Source organism: Streptomyces sp. NPDC030991 (assembly GCF_055571235.1).
The window spans coordinates 137277-153630 of record NZ_JBVIFR010000008.1 but is presented as its reverse complement, the minus strand read 5'-3'; the positions used below and the strand labels follow the sequence as shown (position 1 = coordinate 153630).

General features: G+C 72.2%; 13 protein-coding genes. All 13 read left to right on the top strand.

The annotated features are described in order from the left end of the window. Positions 1 to 116 precede the first annotated feature (116 nt). The 13 genes from ACZ45E_RS17430 to ACZ45E_RS17370 all read left to right on the top strand — a co-directional run bounded on the left by ACZ45E_RS17430 (position 117) and on the right by ACZ45E_RS17370 (position 16122). Complete coding sequence (locus ACZ45E_RS17430; RefSeq protein WP_468221712.1) at positions 117 to 866, top strand: hypothetical protein; 750 nt, start codon at positions 117 to 119, stop codon at positions 864 to 866. Then, entirely contained in the window at positions 867 to 3086 is a 2220-nt protein-coding gene (locus ACZ45E_RS17425) for a polysaccharide deacetylase family protein (RefSeq protein ID WP_468221711.1), read from the top strand. Beyond that, positions 3083 to 4507, top strand: coding sequence for an acyltransferase family protein (locus ACZ45E_RS17420; protein WP_468221710.1), 1425 nt, complete (start codon positions 3083 to 3085; stop codon positions 4505 to 4507). Before ACZ45E_RS17425 ends, ACZ45E_RS17420 begins: the two co-directional genes overlap by 4 nt. A gap of 121 nt (positions 4508 to 4628) precedes the next feature. Next, the gene (locus ACZ45E_RS17415) at positions 4629 to 5564 is read left to right on the top strand and encodes a hypothetical protein (RefSeq protein ID WP_468221709.1); all 936 of its coding nucleotides are present in this window, start codon (positions 4629 to 4631) and stop codon (positions 5562 to 5564) included. A 152-nt stretch (positions 5565 to 5716) separates the two neighbouring features. Further along, a complete protein-coding gene (locus ACZ45E_RS17410; protein ID WP_468221708.1) occupies positions 5717 to 7078 on the top strand; it encodes a nitrate/nitrite transporter in 1362 nt (453 codons plus the stop codon). A 217-nt stretch (positions 7079 to 7295) separates the two neighbouring features. Next, a complete protein-coding gene (locus ACZ45E_RS17405; protein ID WP_468221707.1) occupies positions 7296 to 8462 on the top strand; it encodes a uroporphyrinogen-III synthase in 1167 nt (388 codons plus the stop codon). A gap of 70 nt (positions 8463 to 8532) precedes the next feature. After that, positions 8533 to 9075, top strand: coding sequence for a GNAT family N-acetyltransferase (locus ACZ45E_RS17400; protein WP_468221705.1), 543 nt, complete (start codon positions 8533 to 8535; stop codon positions 9073 to 9075). A 53-nt stretch (positions 9076 to 9128) separates the two neighbouring features. Next, on the top strand, positions 9129 to 9728 hold the full coding sequence (locus ACZ45E_RS17395; RefSeq protein WP_468221704.1) for a CGNR zinc finger domain-containing protein: 600 nt from the start codon (positions 9129 to 9131) through the stop codon (positions 9726 to 9728). Between the two features lie 124 nt (positions 9729 to 9852). Next, positions 9853 to 10428 carry a sigma-70 family RNA polymerase sigma factor gene (locus ACZ45E_RS17390; RefSeq protein WP_468221703.1) on the top strand — a complete coding sequence of 192 codons (576 nt, stop codon included), beginning with the start codon at positions 9853 to 9855 and terminating at the stop codon, positions 10426 to 10428. After that, positions 10425 to 11234, top strand: coding sequence for an anti-sigma factor family protein (locus ACZ45E_RS17385; protein WP_468221701.1), 810 nt, complete (start codon positions 10425 to 10427; stop codon positions 11232 to 11234). Before ACZ45E_RS17390 ends, ACZ45E_RS17385 begins: the two co-directional genes overlap by 4 nt. A 91-nt stretch (positions 11235 to 11325) precedes the next feature. Further along, positions 11326 to 13710, top strand: a complete 2385-nt coding sequence (locus ACZ45E_RS17380; RefSeq protein ID WP_468221700.1) for a HelD family protein — start codon at positions 11326 to 11328, stop codon at positions 13708 to 13710. A 367-nt stretch (positions 13711 to 14077) separates the two neighbouring features. Next, positions 14078 to 15511 carry an NAD-dependent malic enzyme gene (locus ACZ45E_RS17375; RefSeq protein WP_468221698.1) on the top strand — a complete coding sequence of 478 codons (1434 nt, stop codon included), beginning with the start codon at positions 14078 to 14080 and terminating at the stop codon, positions 15509 to 15511. Between the two features lie 329 nt (positions 15512 to 15840). Further along, entirely contained in the window at positions 15841 to 16122 is a 282-nt protein-coding gene (locus ACZ45E_RS17370) for an HU family DNA-binding protein (protein WP_016645140.1), read from the top strand. Positions 16123 to 16354: the final 232 nt, after the last annotated feature.

Sequence of the window (16354 nt, the reverse complement as noted above, 5' to 3'; positions counted from 1 at the left end):
CGACGAGTCTCCGGGTAGTCGCGTGCGCACCCACGAACACGTCCTTGGGGGGCTGTGCGTACGTGGAGAACTGGCGAGAAGACGCCCTACTCGGGCTGACACATGATCCGAACGAGGTGACGGTCCAACTCGACGGCGCGGGGCGCCAGTTGAGTGGCCTGCTCGCCGCGGGCGGCAGACCGGCCGCATCGGCCGGGGCGCCTCGCGGCGGCAAGGAGGCGAAGGAAGTCCCTGTCTTCGTCGACGACTCGGGGCGGCGCGGCCGCACCTTCCGTCGGTTCGGCGTGGCGATGGGCATCGCCTGCGCGGTGTACGCGGTCGTCATCGTGGTCACCATGCTCTCGGGGAATTCGAGCGCACCCTGGCTGCCCATGCCCAAGGACCCCGCGGGCCAGGTCGACACCAAGCCGCTGCTGCCCGCCGACACCGCGACGCCGTCCACGTCGCAGGGGAGCCTCCCGGAGCCGAGCGCCTCCGCCACCGCGCCCGGCACCAGCACCGCCCCGGGCACGAGCGGGGCCCCGTCCACCGGCGCCGGCGCCGGCCCCGGCAAGCCCGGCAAGGGCCGCGGCACCGGCAGCGCGTCGCCCGGCAGGACCGCGGACGGCAAGCCGAAGCCGCCCGCCGCCACGTCCCGGCCCGGGACCCACACCACGCCGCCGGTCGTCCCGCCCCCCGTGGATCCCCCCGCGGGCACCGGCACGCCGACGCCCGCCGAGCCGTCGGGCGCTCCCTCCACCTCCCCGGCCGGCGGCGGCACCGACACCACCGCCGCCGGCGCCGCGCCGCGCAGGCCCGTCGGGCGGCTGCTCGGCGGTGCCCCTTCGGTGCCGTCCGTCGCGTCCCTGGAAAGCAGCGTCCTGTAAATGCCCCACCGCTCCCGTCCCCGGCAGACCCGCGCCCGAAAGCGCCGCCTTCCGCTGCGCTACCTCCTGCCGTCGCTGCTCCTCGTGGCGATGATGGTCATGCTCATGCTGCGCGGCTACGTCCACAGCGAGCTGCTCGCCGACCACCGCGTCCAGCCGGAGGCGGCCACCGACCAGGTGCCGCAGCGCATCCTCGCCGGCGGGCCCGTCATCGACGCCCGCGACAAGCGGGCCGACACGGCGCGCATACCGCGCCGGAAGCTGGTGCTCACCTTCGACGACGGCCCCGACCCGGAATGGACCCCGAAGGTCCTCGACGTCCTGAGGAAGCACGACGCGCACGCCGTCTTCTTCGTCACCGGCACCATGGCCTCGCGCTACCCGGGGCTGGTGCGCCGCATGGTGGCGGAGGGCCACGAGGTCGGCCTGCACACCTTCAACCACCCGGACCTCTCCTACCAGTCGAAGAGCCGCATCGACTGGGAGCTGTCCCAGAACCAGCTGGCGATCGAGGGCGCGGCCGGTATCCGCACCTCGCTCTTCCGCCCGCCCTACTCCTCGTTCGCCGAGGCCTTCGACAACAAGTCCTGGCCGGTGACCGAGTACATCGCCAGCCGCGGCTACCTCACGGTCGTCAACAACACCGACAGCGAGGACTGGAAGCGCCCCGGCGTCGACGAGATCGTCCGCCGCGCCACCCCGCACGACGGCAAGGGCGCCATCGTCCTGATGCACGACTCGGGCGGCAACCGCGCGCAGACCGTCGCCGCGCTCGACCGCTTCCTGCCCGGCCTCCAGGACAAGGGGTACCGGTTCCAGAACCTCACCGAGGCGCTCGGCATGCCCAGCGCCCACACCTCCGTGACCGGCGTGGAGCTGTGGAAGGGCCGGGCATGGGTCTACGCGGTCCAGGCCTCGGAGAACATCACGGGCGTCCTGGTCGTCGGGCTCGCCGTCATCGGCGTCCTCGTCATGAGCCGCTTCGGCCTCATGCTGCTGCTGTCCGCGCTGCACGCCCGGCGCGTACGCCGCCGCGGCTTCGCCTGGGGCCCGCAGGTCATGGAACCGGTGTCGGTGCTCGTACCGGCGTACAACGAGGCCAAGTGCATCGAGAACACCGTCCGTTCCCTGATGGCGAGCGAACACCCCATCGAGGTCATCGTCATCGACGACGGCTCCTCCGACGGCACGGCCCGCATCGTGGAGAACCTGCGGCTGCCGAACGTCCGGGTCGTGCGCCAGCACAACGCGGGCAAACCGGCCGCCCTCAACAGGGGCCTCGCCAACGCCCGGTACGACCTCGTCGTGATGATGGACGGTGACACCGTCTTCGAGCCGGCCACCGTGCGCGAGCTGGTCCAGCCGTTCGGCGACCCGCGCGTGGGCGCCGTCGCGGGCAACGCGAAGGTCGGCAACCGGGACTCGCTGATCGGCGCCTGGCAGCACATCGAGTACGTGATGGGCTTCAACCTCGACCGCCGGATGTACGACACCCTGCGCTGCATGCCGACGATCCCGGGGGCCGTCGGCGCCTTCCGCGGGTCGGCGCTGGAGCGCATCGGCGGCATGAGCGACGACACGCTCGCCGAGGACACCGACGTCACCATGGCGCTGCACCGCGACGGCTGGCGCGTGGTCTACGCGGAGAAGGCCCGCGCGTGGACCGAGGCCCCCGAGTCCGTGCAGCAGCTGTGGTCGCAGCGCTACCGCTGGTCGTACGGCACCATGCAGGCCATCTGGAAGCACCGCCGCGCGGTGATCGAGCGCGGCCCCTCCGGCCGCTTCGGCCGCGTCGGACTGCCCCTGGTCTCCCTGTTCATGGTCCTCGCCCCGCTCCTCGCACCCCTGATCGACGTCTTCCTGCTGTACGGGGTGGTGTTCGGTCCCACCCAGAAGACGGTGCTGGCCTGGTTCGGCGTGCTCGCCATCCAGGCGGTCTGCGCGGCGTACGCCTTCCGGCTCGACAAGGAACGCATGACGCACCTCATCTCCCTCCCGCTCCAGCAGGTCCTCTACCGGCAGCTGATGTACGTCGTGCTGCTCCAGTCCTGGATCACCGCTCTCACCGGCGGCCGGCTGCGCTGGCAGAAGCTGCGCCGCACCGGCGCGCTGGGCGCCGCACCCGGTGCCGTACCCAGCCCCGCACCCGGCACCGCGCCGGGCATGCCGCGGCAGCGGTCCGCCTCGGTGTCCGGTGGCGACAGGAGGCCGGTCGCATGACGCACCCCCACGGAGAAGGCACCCCCTCGTGGCCCGCCCCGCCCGGCGGGCCGGGGACCGGCGCCTGGCCGCAGACCCAGCGGCCCGCGCAGCCGGCCGCCTGGGTCGCCGAGGTGCCCCACCAGACGGAGGCCATCTCCCTGTTGACCCCGGAGCAGGCCCTCGTGCCCGCGCAGGCACCGGCGCCGGCACCGGCACCGTCCTCTGTACCGGCACCGCCCGCCGCGCCCGCGCCCAAGAAGCCGGGCCGGGACCGCTATCTCGACCTGCTGCGCTCCATCGCGCTCGTCCGCGTCGTCGCCTACCACCTCTTCGGGTGGGCGTGGCTGAGCGTGCTGTTCCCGTCGATGGGCGTGATGTTCGCGCTCGCCGGGTCACTGATGGCGCGTTCCCTCGACCGCCCGGCACTCGGCGTGATCCGCGGGCGCGTCCGGCGTCTGCTGCCGCCGCTGTGGGCGTTCAGCGCGGTGGCGCTGTCGCTGCTGTTCATCGGCGGCTGGAACCCGGGCAAGGACCCCGACTACGGGGGGCGCTGGGGCTGGCTCAGCGTCGTCGACTACCTCGTGCCGGTCGGCTCGCCGCCCTTCCCCTTCGAGGTGGGCAACCCGCCCGGCTTCCTGGAGAGCAGCTGGGCCGAGCAGGCCGTAGGCCCCCTCTGGTACCTGCGCGCGTACCTCTGGTTCGTCATCGCCTCACCCCTGCTCCTGTGGGCCTTCCGCAAGGTGCCGTGGGCGACGCTGCTGGCGCCGCTGGCGCTCACCGCCGTCGTGGGCACGGGCCTGGTCGACATCCCCGGCAGGACCGGTGAGGCGGTCACCGACTTCGCCGTCTACGGCGGTTGCTGGGTCCTCGGCTTCGCCCACCACGAGGGCGTGCTGGCCAAGGTGCCGAGGTATCTGGCGGTCTCCGGCGCCACCCTCGTCATGGCCTTCGGGCTGTGGTGGGCCTCGGGGCACCTGACCGAGGAGGGCTGGGACCTGAACGAGATCCCGTTGGCCCAGGCGGCGTGGTCCCTCGGGTTCGTCGTCGTCCTGCTCCAGTACTCGCCGTCCTGGCAGCGGTTGCCGGGGCGCCTGGCCCGCTGGGACCGGCCGATCACGCTGGCCAACAACCGGGCCGTCACCATCTATCTCTGGCACAACCTGTTGATCATGGCGACGTTCCCGCTGATCGACCTGGCCTATTCGCTTCCGTTCATGACCGACGGGCTGAGCTCCGCGCTCGACACGACGTACATGTTCTGGGCGTTCGTCCTCGTCTGGCCGCTGATCGCGCTCGCGATCGTGGGCACGGGCTGGATCGAGGACCTGGCCGCCAAGCGCCCGCCCCGCCTGTGGCCGGACGGCAGGGGCCGAAGCGCGAAGGGGAGCACGAGGGGGACCACGACGGGGACCGCGACAGGAAAGCGGAGACGGCTCTAGCGAGGGCGCCCGGGGCCCGCGGGCGGGGGGTTGTGCCCGGAGGGCCCCTCCGGGTTGACTTGTGCGCACTGCGCGGCGTGGGCCGCACGGTGCGTACGGGACCACGGGGACGGGGACAGCCATGACGCAGCCGCCGCAGGACGGCCAGGGGTACGGGTACGGCGGTCCGCCCCCGCAGCAGCCGCCCGCCGGGCCTTACGGTGCGCAGGGTCCCTACGGCGCCCCGCCGCAGCAACCCGGCCCGTACGGCGGCGCCGACAACCCGTACGCGAGCGCGCCCACCCCACCACAGCAGCCCGGCCCACCACAGCAGCCCGGCCCCGGACAGCAGCCCGCCTACGGGCAGCCGCCTGCCTACGGACAGCAGCCCGCCTATGGGCAGCCCGCCTATGGACAGCAGCCGCCGCCGTACGCTCAGTTCCCGCCCCCGCAGGGCCCGGACAGCGGCGGCGGTGGTGGCGGCGGTGGCGGCGGCAAGAAGCGGGCCGTGCTGATCGCCGTCGCGGTCGTGGTCGTCGCCGCGCTCGCCGGCGGCGGCGTCCTGCTGGCCACCAGCGGCGAGGACGACGGTGACGCCGAACCGGTCGCCAAGCAGAGCAGCGTCGTCGCGACGGGCAGCGCAGGACCGGCCCCGAGCGAGACGGGCTACCCGAGCCCCGTCTCGCCCCCGTCGGACGACCCGAACAGCGAGGCGCCGACCGACGACCCGTACGCCGACGACGAGCCGGCCGAGCGCCCGGCGGGCTCCACCGGCTACCAGGGGCAGTGGCAGAACGAGAAGGCGCAGACCCTGACCGTCGGCGCCAAGATCGAGTCGGGCAACGCCAAGGGCAAGTACAGCGTCTCCTACATCGACTCGGGCGGTAAGGGGATCTGCAGCGGCATCGGGCAGACGCGGAACGGGGACGGTTTCCGGATCGCCGTCTCCTGCGTGGGCCAGGACACCGGCGACGAGGTCTTCGCCGCCAACCTCACCCAGTCCTCCGACGTCACCACCCTCACCTGGGACAAGGGCGGTTCGGTGAAGCTGCCCTGGTCGGGCGCGGGCTCCAGCTGACCCGCCGGCCGCGCCCCGCCCGGGCCTCACCGCTCGCCGCCGCCCCGGGTGAGAGCAACGTTCCCCACCGGTCATCGCACGGCACAGCCCGGAAATCCGGCCTCTCTACCTTCGGTCGCACAAGGCAGGAACCGTGACCCTGGAGGCGTGAGATGGCAGGCCGGAGCCGGACCCGTGAGTGGGTCGATCGGTGGGACCCCGAGGACGTGACGTTCTGGGAGGAGACGGGTGCGAAGGTCGCCCGGCGCAACCTCGTCTTCTCCATCCTCTCCGAGCACATCGGGTTCTCGATCTGGACCCTGTGGTCGGTCATGGTCCTGTTCATGGGGCCCGAGTACGGCATCGACCCGGCGGGCAAGTTCTTCCTCGTCTCGATGGCCACGCTGGTCGGCGCCTTCGCGCGGGTGCCCTACACCTTCGCCGTCGCGGTCTTCGGTGGCCGCAACTGGACGGTCATCTCGGCGAGCATGCTGCTGGTGCCGGCGGTCGTCGCGTTCGTCGTGATGGAGCCGGGAACCTCGTACACCACGTTCCTGGTGTGCGCGGCGCTCACCGGCGTCGGCGGCGGCAACTTCGCCTCCTCCATGACGAACATCAACAGCTTTTTCCCCATGCGCAAGAAGGGCTGGGCGCTCGGCCTGAACGCGGGCGGCGGCAACATCGGCGTCCCCGTCATCCAGCTCGTCGCCCTCGCCGTCATCGGCATGAGCGGCGGCCCGCGCGTCCTCCTGGGCATCTACATCCCGCTGATCCTCGTCTCGGCGCTCTGCGCGGGCCTGTTCATGGACAACCTGGCGACGGTGAAGAACGACACCGGCGCCGCGCGGGACGCGGCCAAGGACGCCCACACCTGGATCATGGCGTTCCTCTACGTGGGCACGTTCGGCTCGTTCATCGGCTACTCGTTCGCGTTCGGGCTCGTCCTGCAGACCCAGTTCGGCCGTACGCCGCTCCAGGCGGCCGGGGTCACCTTCATCGGGCCGCTGCTCGGCTCGCTGATCAGGCCGGTCGGCGGCCGGCTCGCGGACCGGTTCGGCGGCGCGCGCATCACCCTGTGGAACTTCGTGGCGATGGCCGCGGCGACGGCCGTGGTGATCCTGGCGTCGGTCCAGAAGTCCCTGGCCCTGTTCACGGTCGCGTTCATCGTCGTGTTCGTGCTGAGCGGGCTCGGCAACGGGTCCACGTACAAGATGATCCCCGGCATCTTCCACACCAAGGCGCTCGGCCTCGGCCTGACGGGCGAGGACGCCGCCGCGTACGGGCGCCGCCTCTCGGGCGCCTCCATGGGGCTGATCGGGGCGGTCGGGGCCCTCGGCGGCCTGGGCATCAACCTCGCGTTCCGCCAGTCCTTCCAGACGGCCGGTACCGGGACCGGGGCCTTCGTGTCCTTCCTCGTCTTCTACGCGGTGTGCTTCGCCGTGACCTGGGCCGTATACCTTCGGCGGACGGCCGCGCGTTCCGTCGCCGCACCGACCGCCGAGGCAAAGCCGCAGCTCAGCTACGCCGAGGTGTGAGGAGCGAGCACGTAACACGTACGCAATCACGCTGATCCGGGTCTGTCACGGTGGGTTGACAGGCTCGGACGTCGGCACGACAGCGGAGGCCGAGCGCACCCAGCGGCACACCACCACGGACCAGAGCGGCACACACCACCAGAGCAGTACTCACCACCACAGCAGCACAGCAGCACAGCAGTGCACGGGACGACCGTCGAGCGGGACGAGAACCAGCATGGACGAGCAACAGCAGACCCCCGGGGCCGCGCAGCCGCACGGCCCGCTCTCGGGCTTCACCGTGGGGGTGACCGCAGCGCGCCGCGCCGACGAACTGGGCGCGCTGCTGGGGCGCCGCGGCGCCACGGTGCTGCACGCGCCGGCGCTGCGGATCGTGCCGCTCTCCGACGACAGCGAACTCCTCTCCGCGACCAAGGAGCTGATCGACCACGGCCCCGACGTCGTGGTGGCGACGACCGCGATCGGCTTCCGCGGCTGGGTCGAGGCGGCCGACGGCTGGGGCCTGGGGGAGGAGCTGATCTCCCGGCTGCGCGGGGTGGAACTCCTCGCGCGCGGCCCGAAGGTGAAGGGGGCGATCCGCGCGGCGGGGCTGACGGAGGAGTGGTCGCCGTCGTCGGAGTCGATGGCGGAGGTCCTGGAGCGGCTCCTCGCCGAAGGCGTCCAGGGCAGGCGGGTCGCGATCCAGCTGCACGGCGAACCGCTGCCCGGTTTCGTGGAGGCGCTGCGCGAGGCCGGGGCCGAGGTGATCGGCGTACCGGTGTACCGGTGGATGCCGCCGGAGGACATCGGCCCTGTGGACCGGCTCCTGGACGCGACGGTGGCGCGGGGCGTGGACGCGCTGACGTTCACCTCGGCGCCGGCCGCCGCGTCGCTCCTGAACCGGGCGGAGGAGCGCGGCCTGCTCCCCGAGGTCCTGGCGGCGCTGCACCATGACGTCGTCCCGGCGTGCGTGGGCCCCGTGACGGCGCTGCCGCTGCAGGCGCACGGCGTGGACACGGTGCAGCCGGAGCGGTTCAGGCTCGGCCCGCTGGTGCAGCTGCTCTGCCGCGAACTCCCCTCCCGCGCCCGTACGTTGCCCATAGCGGGACACTGGGTGGAGATCCGCGGGCACGCCGTCCTGGTCGACGGGGAGCTGCGGCCGGTGCCGCCGGCCGGGATGTCGCTGCTGCGGTCGCTTGCGCGCCGGCCCGGCTGGGTGGTGGCTCGCGCGGAGCTGCTGCGCGCGCTGCCGGGCGCGGGCAGTGACGAGCACGCGGTGGAGACGGCGATGGCCCGGCTCAGGTCGGCCCTCGGCGCGCCCAAGCTGATCCAGACGGTGGTGAAGCGGGGGTACCGGCTGGCCCTCGACCCGGCGTCGGCCGACGCGAAGTACGCCGACGGGTGACGTGACCCGGCGGGCGAGGCGAGCGGACGGGAGACGGACGCCGACGAGCGGCCGCGCGTACCGTACGGGCATGTTGATCACCGACGACATCGCACTGCGTCTCGCCGTCCAGGACGACGCACAGGCCCTCGCCGACGCCCTGCTGCGCAACCGGGAGCACCTGCGCCCCTGGGAGCCGTACCGCAGCGAGGAGTTCTACACCGCCGAGACGCAGGCCACCCGGATCACCGAGCCGGGTGGCGCGATGTGGCTGCTGTTCGACCGGGCCGCCGGGGGCCGCGTCGTCGGCCGCCTGGCACTCAGCAGCATCGTGCTCGGCCCGCTGTGCAGCGCCAGCCTCGGCTACTGGGTCGACGCCGAGTACGCGGGACGCGGCCTGATCCCCGCGGCCGTCGAGGAGGTCTGCCGCGCCGCCCGCGACGAACTCGGCCTGCACCGCGTCGAGGCGGGCACCGTGCCGCACAACAAGGCGTCGCAGCGGGTGCTCACCAAATGCGGCTTCGTCGAGTACGGGCGAGCCCCGAAGTACCTGCACATCGACGGGGAATGGCGTGACCACGTCCTCTTCCAGCGGCTGTTGCACGAGGACCCGCCCGCGTACATCCCCAAGTAGCGTCGCGGAAGCGGGGGTTACGGCGGGGCGTCGCGGCGGGCACTGTAGAGGACATGGCAGCAGTACCCACAGGGCCCTCCCTCCCCCCTCTCCATGAGTTGCGGTTCGACTCCGGACGCCTCTGCCTGGACCTGGTCGCCACCGCACACCCCGTCGAACGCCTCACCTCCACCGACCGCCTGCGCGCCTGGCTCATCGGCGCCGGTCTCGTCCCCGAACCCGTCGGACTGCCCGCGTGCGCTCCGGCCTGGCTCGCCGCCTTCCGTGAACTGCGCGGTCACACCGGCCAGTTGGTGCGGGGCGAGCTGGCGGGCCGGCCCGCGCCCGCCGCCCTCGAACGCGTCAACCTGCTCGCCCGCGCCGCGCCGCCCGCGCCCCGCGCCGTCCGAGCCGCCGACGGCGCCCTCGTCCGGGCCCTGCACGAGGAGCCCGGCTGCCCGGCGCTGCTCGCGGCCGTCGCCCGGGACGTCGTCGACCTGCTCACCGACCCCGCCGCGCGCGGCTGTCTGCGCCAGTGCGAGGGCGACAACTGCCCGATCATCTACCTCGACACGTCGCGCGGGCGCAGACGCCGCTGGTGCTCCAGCGAGATCTGCGGCAACCGTGAGCGGGTGGCCCGCCACCGTCGCCGGGCGGCGCTGGCCCGGGCCTGACCGGCTCACTTCGGACGTCCCTGAACTCCCTTTGAACACAAGCGTGTTCGCGTACGTATCCCAACGGTGAGCCCAGCCGAGAAAAGACGGTCGGATCGTCGAACTGGGGACACCGGAGGTAGGCGTGCGCAAGGATTCCGCCGTGGCCGATGAACGCCCGCCCCGGGCCCGACATCGCGCGTCCCGGCCCCCTGCGCTGGACGAGGAGCTGATGCGCGCCCTCTACGCCGAGCACGCGCGACCGCTTCTCGCCTATGTGCTCCGTCTGGTGGCGGGGGATCGGCAGCGGGCGGAGGATGTCGTGCAGGAAACGCTCATCCGTGCCTGGAAGAACGCCGGTCAGCTCAACCGGGCGACCGGCTCGGTACGCCCCTGGCTGGTGACGGTCGCCCGACGGATCGTCATCGACGTCCACCGCAGCCGGCAGGCCCGGCCACAGGAGGTCGACGCGTCACCGCTGGAGGTCATTCCCGCGGAGGACGAGATCGACAAGGCGCTGTGGCTGATGACACTCTCCGATGCCCTGGAGGACCTGACCCCCGCGCACCGGGAAGTGCTCGTGGAGACGTACTTCAAAGGACGTACGGTCAATGAGGCGGCCGAGACGCTCGGCATCCCCAGCGGCACGGTGCGGTCCCGCGTGTTCTACGCACTGCGTTCCATGAAGCTGGCGCTGGAGGAGCGGGGGGTGACGGCATGACATCGGCGTACGGTTCGTACGGACCGTCCGGGCACGAGCCCTCGGGTGACGTGCACGAGACGGTCGGCGCCTACGCGCTCGGCATCCTCGACGACGCCGAGGCGAGCGCGTTCGAGGCCCACCTGGCCGGATGCGAGAGGTGCGCGGCGCAGCTGGAGGAGTTCGCGGGGATGGAGCCGTTGCTCGCGGCCCTCGCCGACCTGCCGGCCACGCGCGACGCGCCCACGGTGCGGCGCGTCGGGGAGTCCCTCGCGGCCGTGCCGGGCCCGCGGCTCGCGGCGTCCCTGGCCGGCGAGGTCGCTCGCGGGCGCGGGCGCCGGCGGCGCCGGGGCATGTACCTGGTGGCGGCTGCCGCGGCCCTGATCATCGGCGGCCCGCTCACGGTCCTGGCGGCCACCGGCGACGGCGGCACCGGGAGCGTCGCGGAGCCGCACCCCACGAGCCCCGCGGAGGACGCCTTCTTCCACCACATGGACGAGAAGGTGTCGGCCACCGACGCGACGACGAAGGTCAGCGCGACGGTCGGCATGGAGAAGAAGGCATGGGGGACCCACACCGTCCTGCGGCTGAAGAACGTCAAGGGACCGCTGAAGTGCTCACTGATCGCGGTCGGCAGGAACGGCGAGCGCGAGACGGTCACCACCTGGTCCGTCCCGAAGTGGGGTTACGGCATCGAGGGCAGCGCCCACGAGAGCGCCCACTACCCGCTGTACGTGCACGGAGGCGCGGCCTTCGACCGGAACCAGATCGACCATTTCGAGGTCGAGACGCTCGACGGGAAGCGGCTCGTGGAGGTGAACGCGTGACCGCCCGGTGAGCCGACCTTCGCAGACGTAGCCGCCGGGGCCCCCTGTCGCGTACCTTTGACGGCTGCCCAGCACGTCAGAAGGGGGCCCGGTGGCCGCTCAGGCTCAACAGGATCCAGCGGTGGACTCGGATACGGACTCCGTTCGTGACCGCGAGATCGGCGTCGAACAGAAACACCTCGACGCCGTCTACCGCCGCTTGGAAGAGAAGATCCACGAGGCGGAGTTCCTGATGGACGACGCCGCCAAGCGAGGGCAGGTCGGCACGCCCGGCGCGCTCGCCGAACGGGACGCGCAGGTCTTCCGCGCGGGTGTCCATCTCAGTCGGCTCAACAACGAGTTCGAGGACTTCCTCTTCGGCCGTATCGACCTGCTCCAGGGCAAGGACGGCACGAAGGGCCCGGACGGCGCGTACACGGCCGTCGAACCGGCCGAGGGCGCGGTCCGCGCGGACAACACGGCCGACATCGCCGAGACCCTGCACATCGGGCGCATCGGTGTCCTGGACGCGGACTACTCGCCGCTGGTCATCGACTGGCGGGCGCCGGCCGCCGCGCCGTTCTACCGCTCCACACCGGTCGACCCGGGGCGGGTCGTGCGCCGCCGCGTCATCCGCTCCAAGGGGCGCCGGGTGCTCGGTGTCGAGGACGACCTGATGCGCCCCGAGCTGACCGCGCACCTGGACGGCGAGCAGCTGCGGGTCATCGGCGACGGCGCCCTGATGGCCGCGCTCGGCCAGGCCCGCAGCCACTCGATGCGCGACATCGTGGCCTCCATCCAGGCCGAGCAGGACCAGGTCATCCGGGCGCCCGCCGCCTCCGTGACGTACGTCGAGGGCGGTCCGGGCACCGGCAAGACGGCGGTGGCCCTGCACCGGGCCGCCTACCTCCTCTACCAGGACCGGCGCCGGTACGCGGGCGGCATCCTGATCGTCTCGCCCACGCCGCTGCTGGTGGCGTACACCGAGGGCGTGCTGCCCTCGCTCGGCGAGGAGGGCCAGGTCGCGATCCGCGCGGTCGGCTCCCTGGTCGACGGCGCAGAGGCGACCGAGTACGACAGCCCGGCCGTCGCCCGCGTCAAGGGCTCGTCGCGGATGCTGAAGGTGCTGCGCCACGCGGCGCGCGGCGCGCTGGAGTCGGGCCGCCCGGCCGTGGCCCCCGCCGAACAGCTGGCCCTCGGCGACTTCGGTGACCTCGGTGGCGAGGAGGAGACACCGGCCGCGCCGACCGGTACGCCCACGCGCCTGCGCGTCGTCGCCTTCGGCCGCCGCCTGGAGCTGGAGGCCGGCCGGCTCCACCGCATCCGCCAGGCCGCGCTGAGCGGCACGGCGCCCGTCAACCACCTGCGCCCCCGCGCCCGCAGACTCCTGCTCGACGCCCTGTGGGAGCAGTCCGGCGCGGGCGGCCGGCACACCGACCCCGAGCTCGCGGCCGAGCTGCGTTCCTCCTTCGACGAGGACATCACGGGCGAGGACGACTTCCTGCGCTTCCTGGACGCCTGGTGGCCGGAGCTGACGCCCCGCGCCGTCCTGGCCGCGATGTCCGACGAGCGGCGCCTGGGCCGTTGGGCCCGCCGCATCCTGAACCCGGGCGAGGTCCGCAAGGTCGCCCGCTCGCTGCGGCGCGACGCGCTGTCGGTGCACGACGTGGCCCTCCTCGACGAGCTGACCGCCATCCTCGGCACCCCGGCGCGCCCGAAGAGGAAACGCGAGTACGACCCGCTGGACCAGCTCACGGGTCTCGAGGAGCTGATGCCGCAGCGCGAGGAGACCCAGCGCGAGCGCGCCGAGCGGCTGGCGCAGGAACGTACCGAGTACGCGCACGTCATCGTCGACGAGGCGCAGGACCTCACGCCGATGCAGTGGCGCATGGTCGGCCGCCGCGGCCGGCACGCCACGTGGACCGTGGTCGGCGACCCGGCCCAGTCGTCCTGGTCCGACCCCGACGAGGCGGCGGCCGCCCGGGACGAGGCGCTGGGCTCGCGACCGCGCCGCCGCTTCACGCTCACCGTCAACTACCGCAATCCGTCCGAGATCGCGGAGCTGGCCGCGCGGGTCCTGGCGCTCGCGATGCCGGGCTCCGAGTCCCCGTCCGCGGTCCGCTCCACCGGCGTCGAGCCGCGCTTCGCCGTCGTGCGGGACCGGCTCGGTGCCACGGTCAGGGAGGAGGCCGCGCGGCTGCTCGACCGGGTCGACGGCACGGTCGGTGTCGTCGTGGCGATGAACCGCCGCGCGGAGGCGGCCCGCTGGCTCGCCGGACTGGGGGAGCGGGTCGTCGCGCTCGGCTCGCTGGAGGCCAAGGGGCTGGAGTACGACGCCACGGTCGTGGTCTCCCCGGCCGAGATCGCCGACGAGTCCCCGGCCGGTCTGCGGGTGCTGTATGTGGCGCTGACGCGGGCCACGCAGCAGCTCACGGTGGTCTCCGGCGAGCGCGACGCGCCCGACGCGTCGGGGGTGCCGGACCTGCTGCGCGACTGACGTGGCGGCGAAGGGCCACGGGGGTCTGGGGTGTTTCGGGAGAATGCAGTACCGTTGAAGACGGCACCGGCTCGATCCAAGCCCCCGGGCCCAACCTTCGTCCCTCAGAGGGACCACTTGCCGCGAGGCGAGCATGGCGGGCCGGTGTCATGAACGTAGAGAGAGGCTCACGTCACCCCAGGTGACGTGAGCCTCTTCTCGTTCCGGAGCCTCTTCCTGTTCTCCGGCACTTCTCGTATGGTGGAAACTAGTTTCCGAAAGCGCGGTGAACGTAACGTTCACAATCCGATGCGGCTACCACGTACTCGGCGGTAGGTGCGACCATCGGACGGCAACAGCTACACGGTGAAAGCAGAGGAAGTCGGCCATGGCAACGGCGCCCAGCGTCTCCTACTCGATGACGGTCCGGTTGGAGGTGCCCGCGAGCGGTACGGCTGTCTCGCAGCTCACCACCGTGGTGGAGTCCTCCGGCGGTTCGGTGACCGGCCTCGACGTCACCGCCTCCGGCCACGAGAAGCTCCGGATCGACGTCACGATCGCGGCGAGCTCCACGTCCCACGCGGACGAGATCGTGGAGGAGCTGCGCGGCATCGAGGGCGTCACGCTCGGGAAGGTCTCCGACCGTACGTTCCTGATGCACCTCGGCGGCAAGATCGAGATGCAGTCCAAGCACCCCATCCGCAACCGTGACGACCTCTCCATGATCTACACCCCGGGTGTGGCCCGCGTCTGCATGGCGATCGCGGAGAACCCCGAGGACGCCCGGCGCCTGACCATCAAGCGCAACACCGTCGCGGTCGTGACGGACGGCTCCGCGGTGCTCGGCCTCGGCAACATCGGCCCGATGGCCGCCATGCCGGTCATGGAGGGCAAGGCGGCCCTCTTCAAGCGCTTCGCCGACATCGACGCCTGGCCGATCTGCCTGGACACCCAGGACACCGACGCCATCGTCGAGATCGTCAAGGCGATCGCCCCGGGCTTCGCCGGCATCAACCTCGAGGACATCTCCGCGCCGCGCTGCTTCGAGATCGAGGCCCGCCTGCGCGAGGCCCTGGACATCCCCGTCTTCCACGACGACCAGCACGGCACCGCCATCGTCGTGCTCGCCGCCCTGACCAACGCGCTGCGCGTCGCGGGCAAGGGCATGGGCGACATCCGGGTCGTGATGTCCGGCGCGGGCGCCGCCGGTACCGCCATCCTCAAGCTGCTGCTCGCGGCAGGCGTGAAGAACGCGGTCGTGGCCGACATCCACGGCGTCGTGCACGCCGACCGCGAGGACCTCAAGGGCGCCGACAGCGACTCGCCGCTGCGCTGGATCGCGGACAACACCAACCCCGAAGGCCTGACGGGCACCCTGAAGGAGGCCGTCGTCGATGCCGACGTCTTCATCGGTGTCTCCGCGCCGAACGTCCTGAACGGCGACGACGTCGCCGCCATGGCCGAGGGCGCCATCGTGTTCGCGCTCGCGAACCCCGACCCCGAGGTCGACCCGGCGATCGCCCGCCAGACGGCCGCGGTCGTGGCCACCGGCCGCTCCGACTTCCCCAACCAGATCAACAACGTCCTGGTCTTCCCCGGGGTCTTCCGTGGCCTGCTCGACGCCCAGTCGCGTACGGTCAACACGGAGATGATGCTGGCGGCCGCCACGGCCCTGGCCGACGTGGTGAGCGAGGACGAGCTCAACCCGAACTACATCATTCCGAGCGTCTTCAACGACAAGGTCGCGGGTGCCGTCGCCGGTGCCGTACGCGATGCCGCGAAGGCCGCCGGAACCGTTGTGACGGGCGCCACGACGGCCTGAGGTCCGGCGCGTCGCGGAACGTGGGGCCCCTCCGGGCCCTCTAGGGTGGCCGGGAAGCAGGCCCCTGGCCCGCCCCCGCTCCCTGGGGGGTAAGGCTTTTCCGTGTGACCCCGACGGGTGCCGGATTGGCTTTACCGCCGCTGGTGGGGGCAGGATGCTTTCCCAAGGACTGCGTCCAGGGGGCGCCCCCACGGGCGCGAGGGTCCGGACAACGGACCCCGGGTACTGGGCCTGACCGAGACCCTGGCAGCATCGGCTTCGCTGTTGCCCAACATGCGGCTCAGCCGTATGGCACGCCTCAACGGCAAGAAGAACACGGGAGTACAAACATGAACCGCAGTGAGCTGGTGGCCGCGCTGGCCGACCGCGCCGAGGTGACTCGCAAGGACGCCGACGCCGTGCTGGCCGCTTTCGCCGAGACCGTCGGCGAGATCGTTGCCAAGGGCGACGAGAAGGTCACGATCCCCGGCTTCCTGACCTTCGAGCGCACGCACCGTGCCGCTCGCACCGCTCGTAACCCGCAGACCGGCGAGCCGATCAACATCCCGGCCGGTTACAGCGTGAAGGTCTCCGCGGGCTCGAAGCTCAAGGAAGCCGCCAAGGGCAAGTAGCCTTCGGCTCTTTTTCGGCGGGCGGTCACCCGGGGTTCCGGGGGGCCGCCCGTCGGGCTTTGCGGGGTGCGTCTGCCGGGTCGGCGTCTCGTCGCCGTCCGACGGCCGGTGGGGCTTCTCGCGCAGTTCCCCGCGCCCCTTAAAAGGGAACCCCCTGTTCCCCCCAGGGGGAGGGGGAATGCGTGAACAACCACCAAGACACCCCCGACGGGAGTGAGGGACCCCAAAGAAG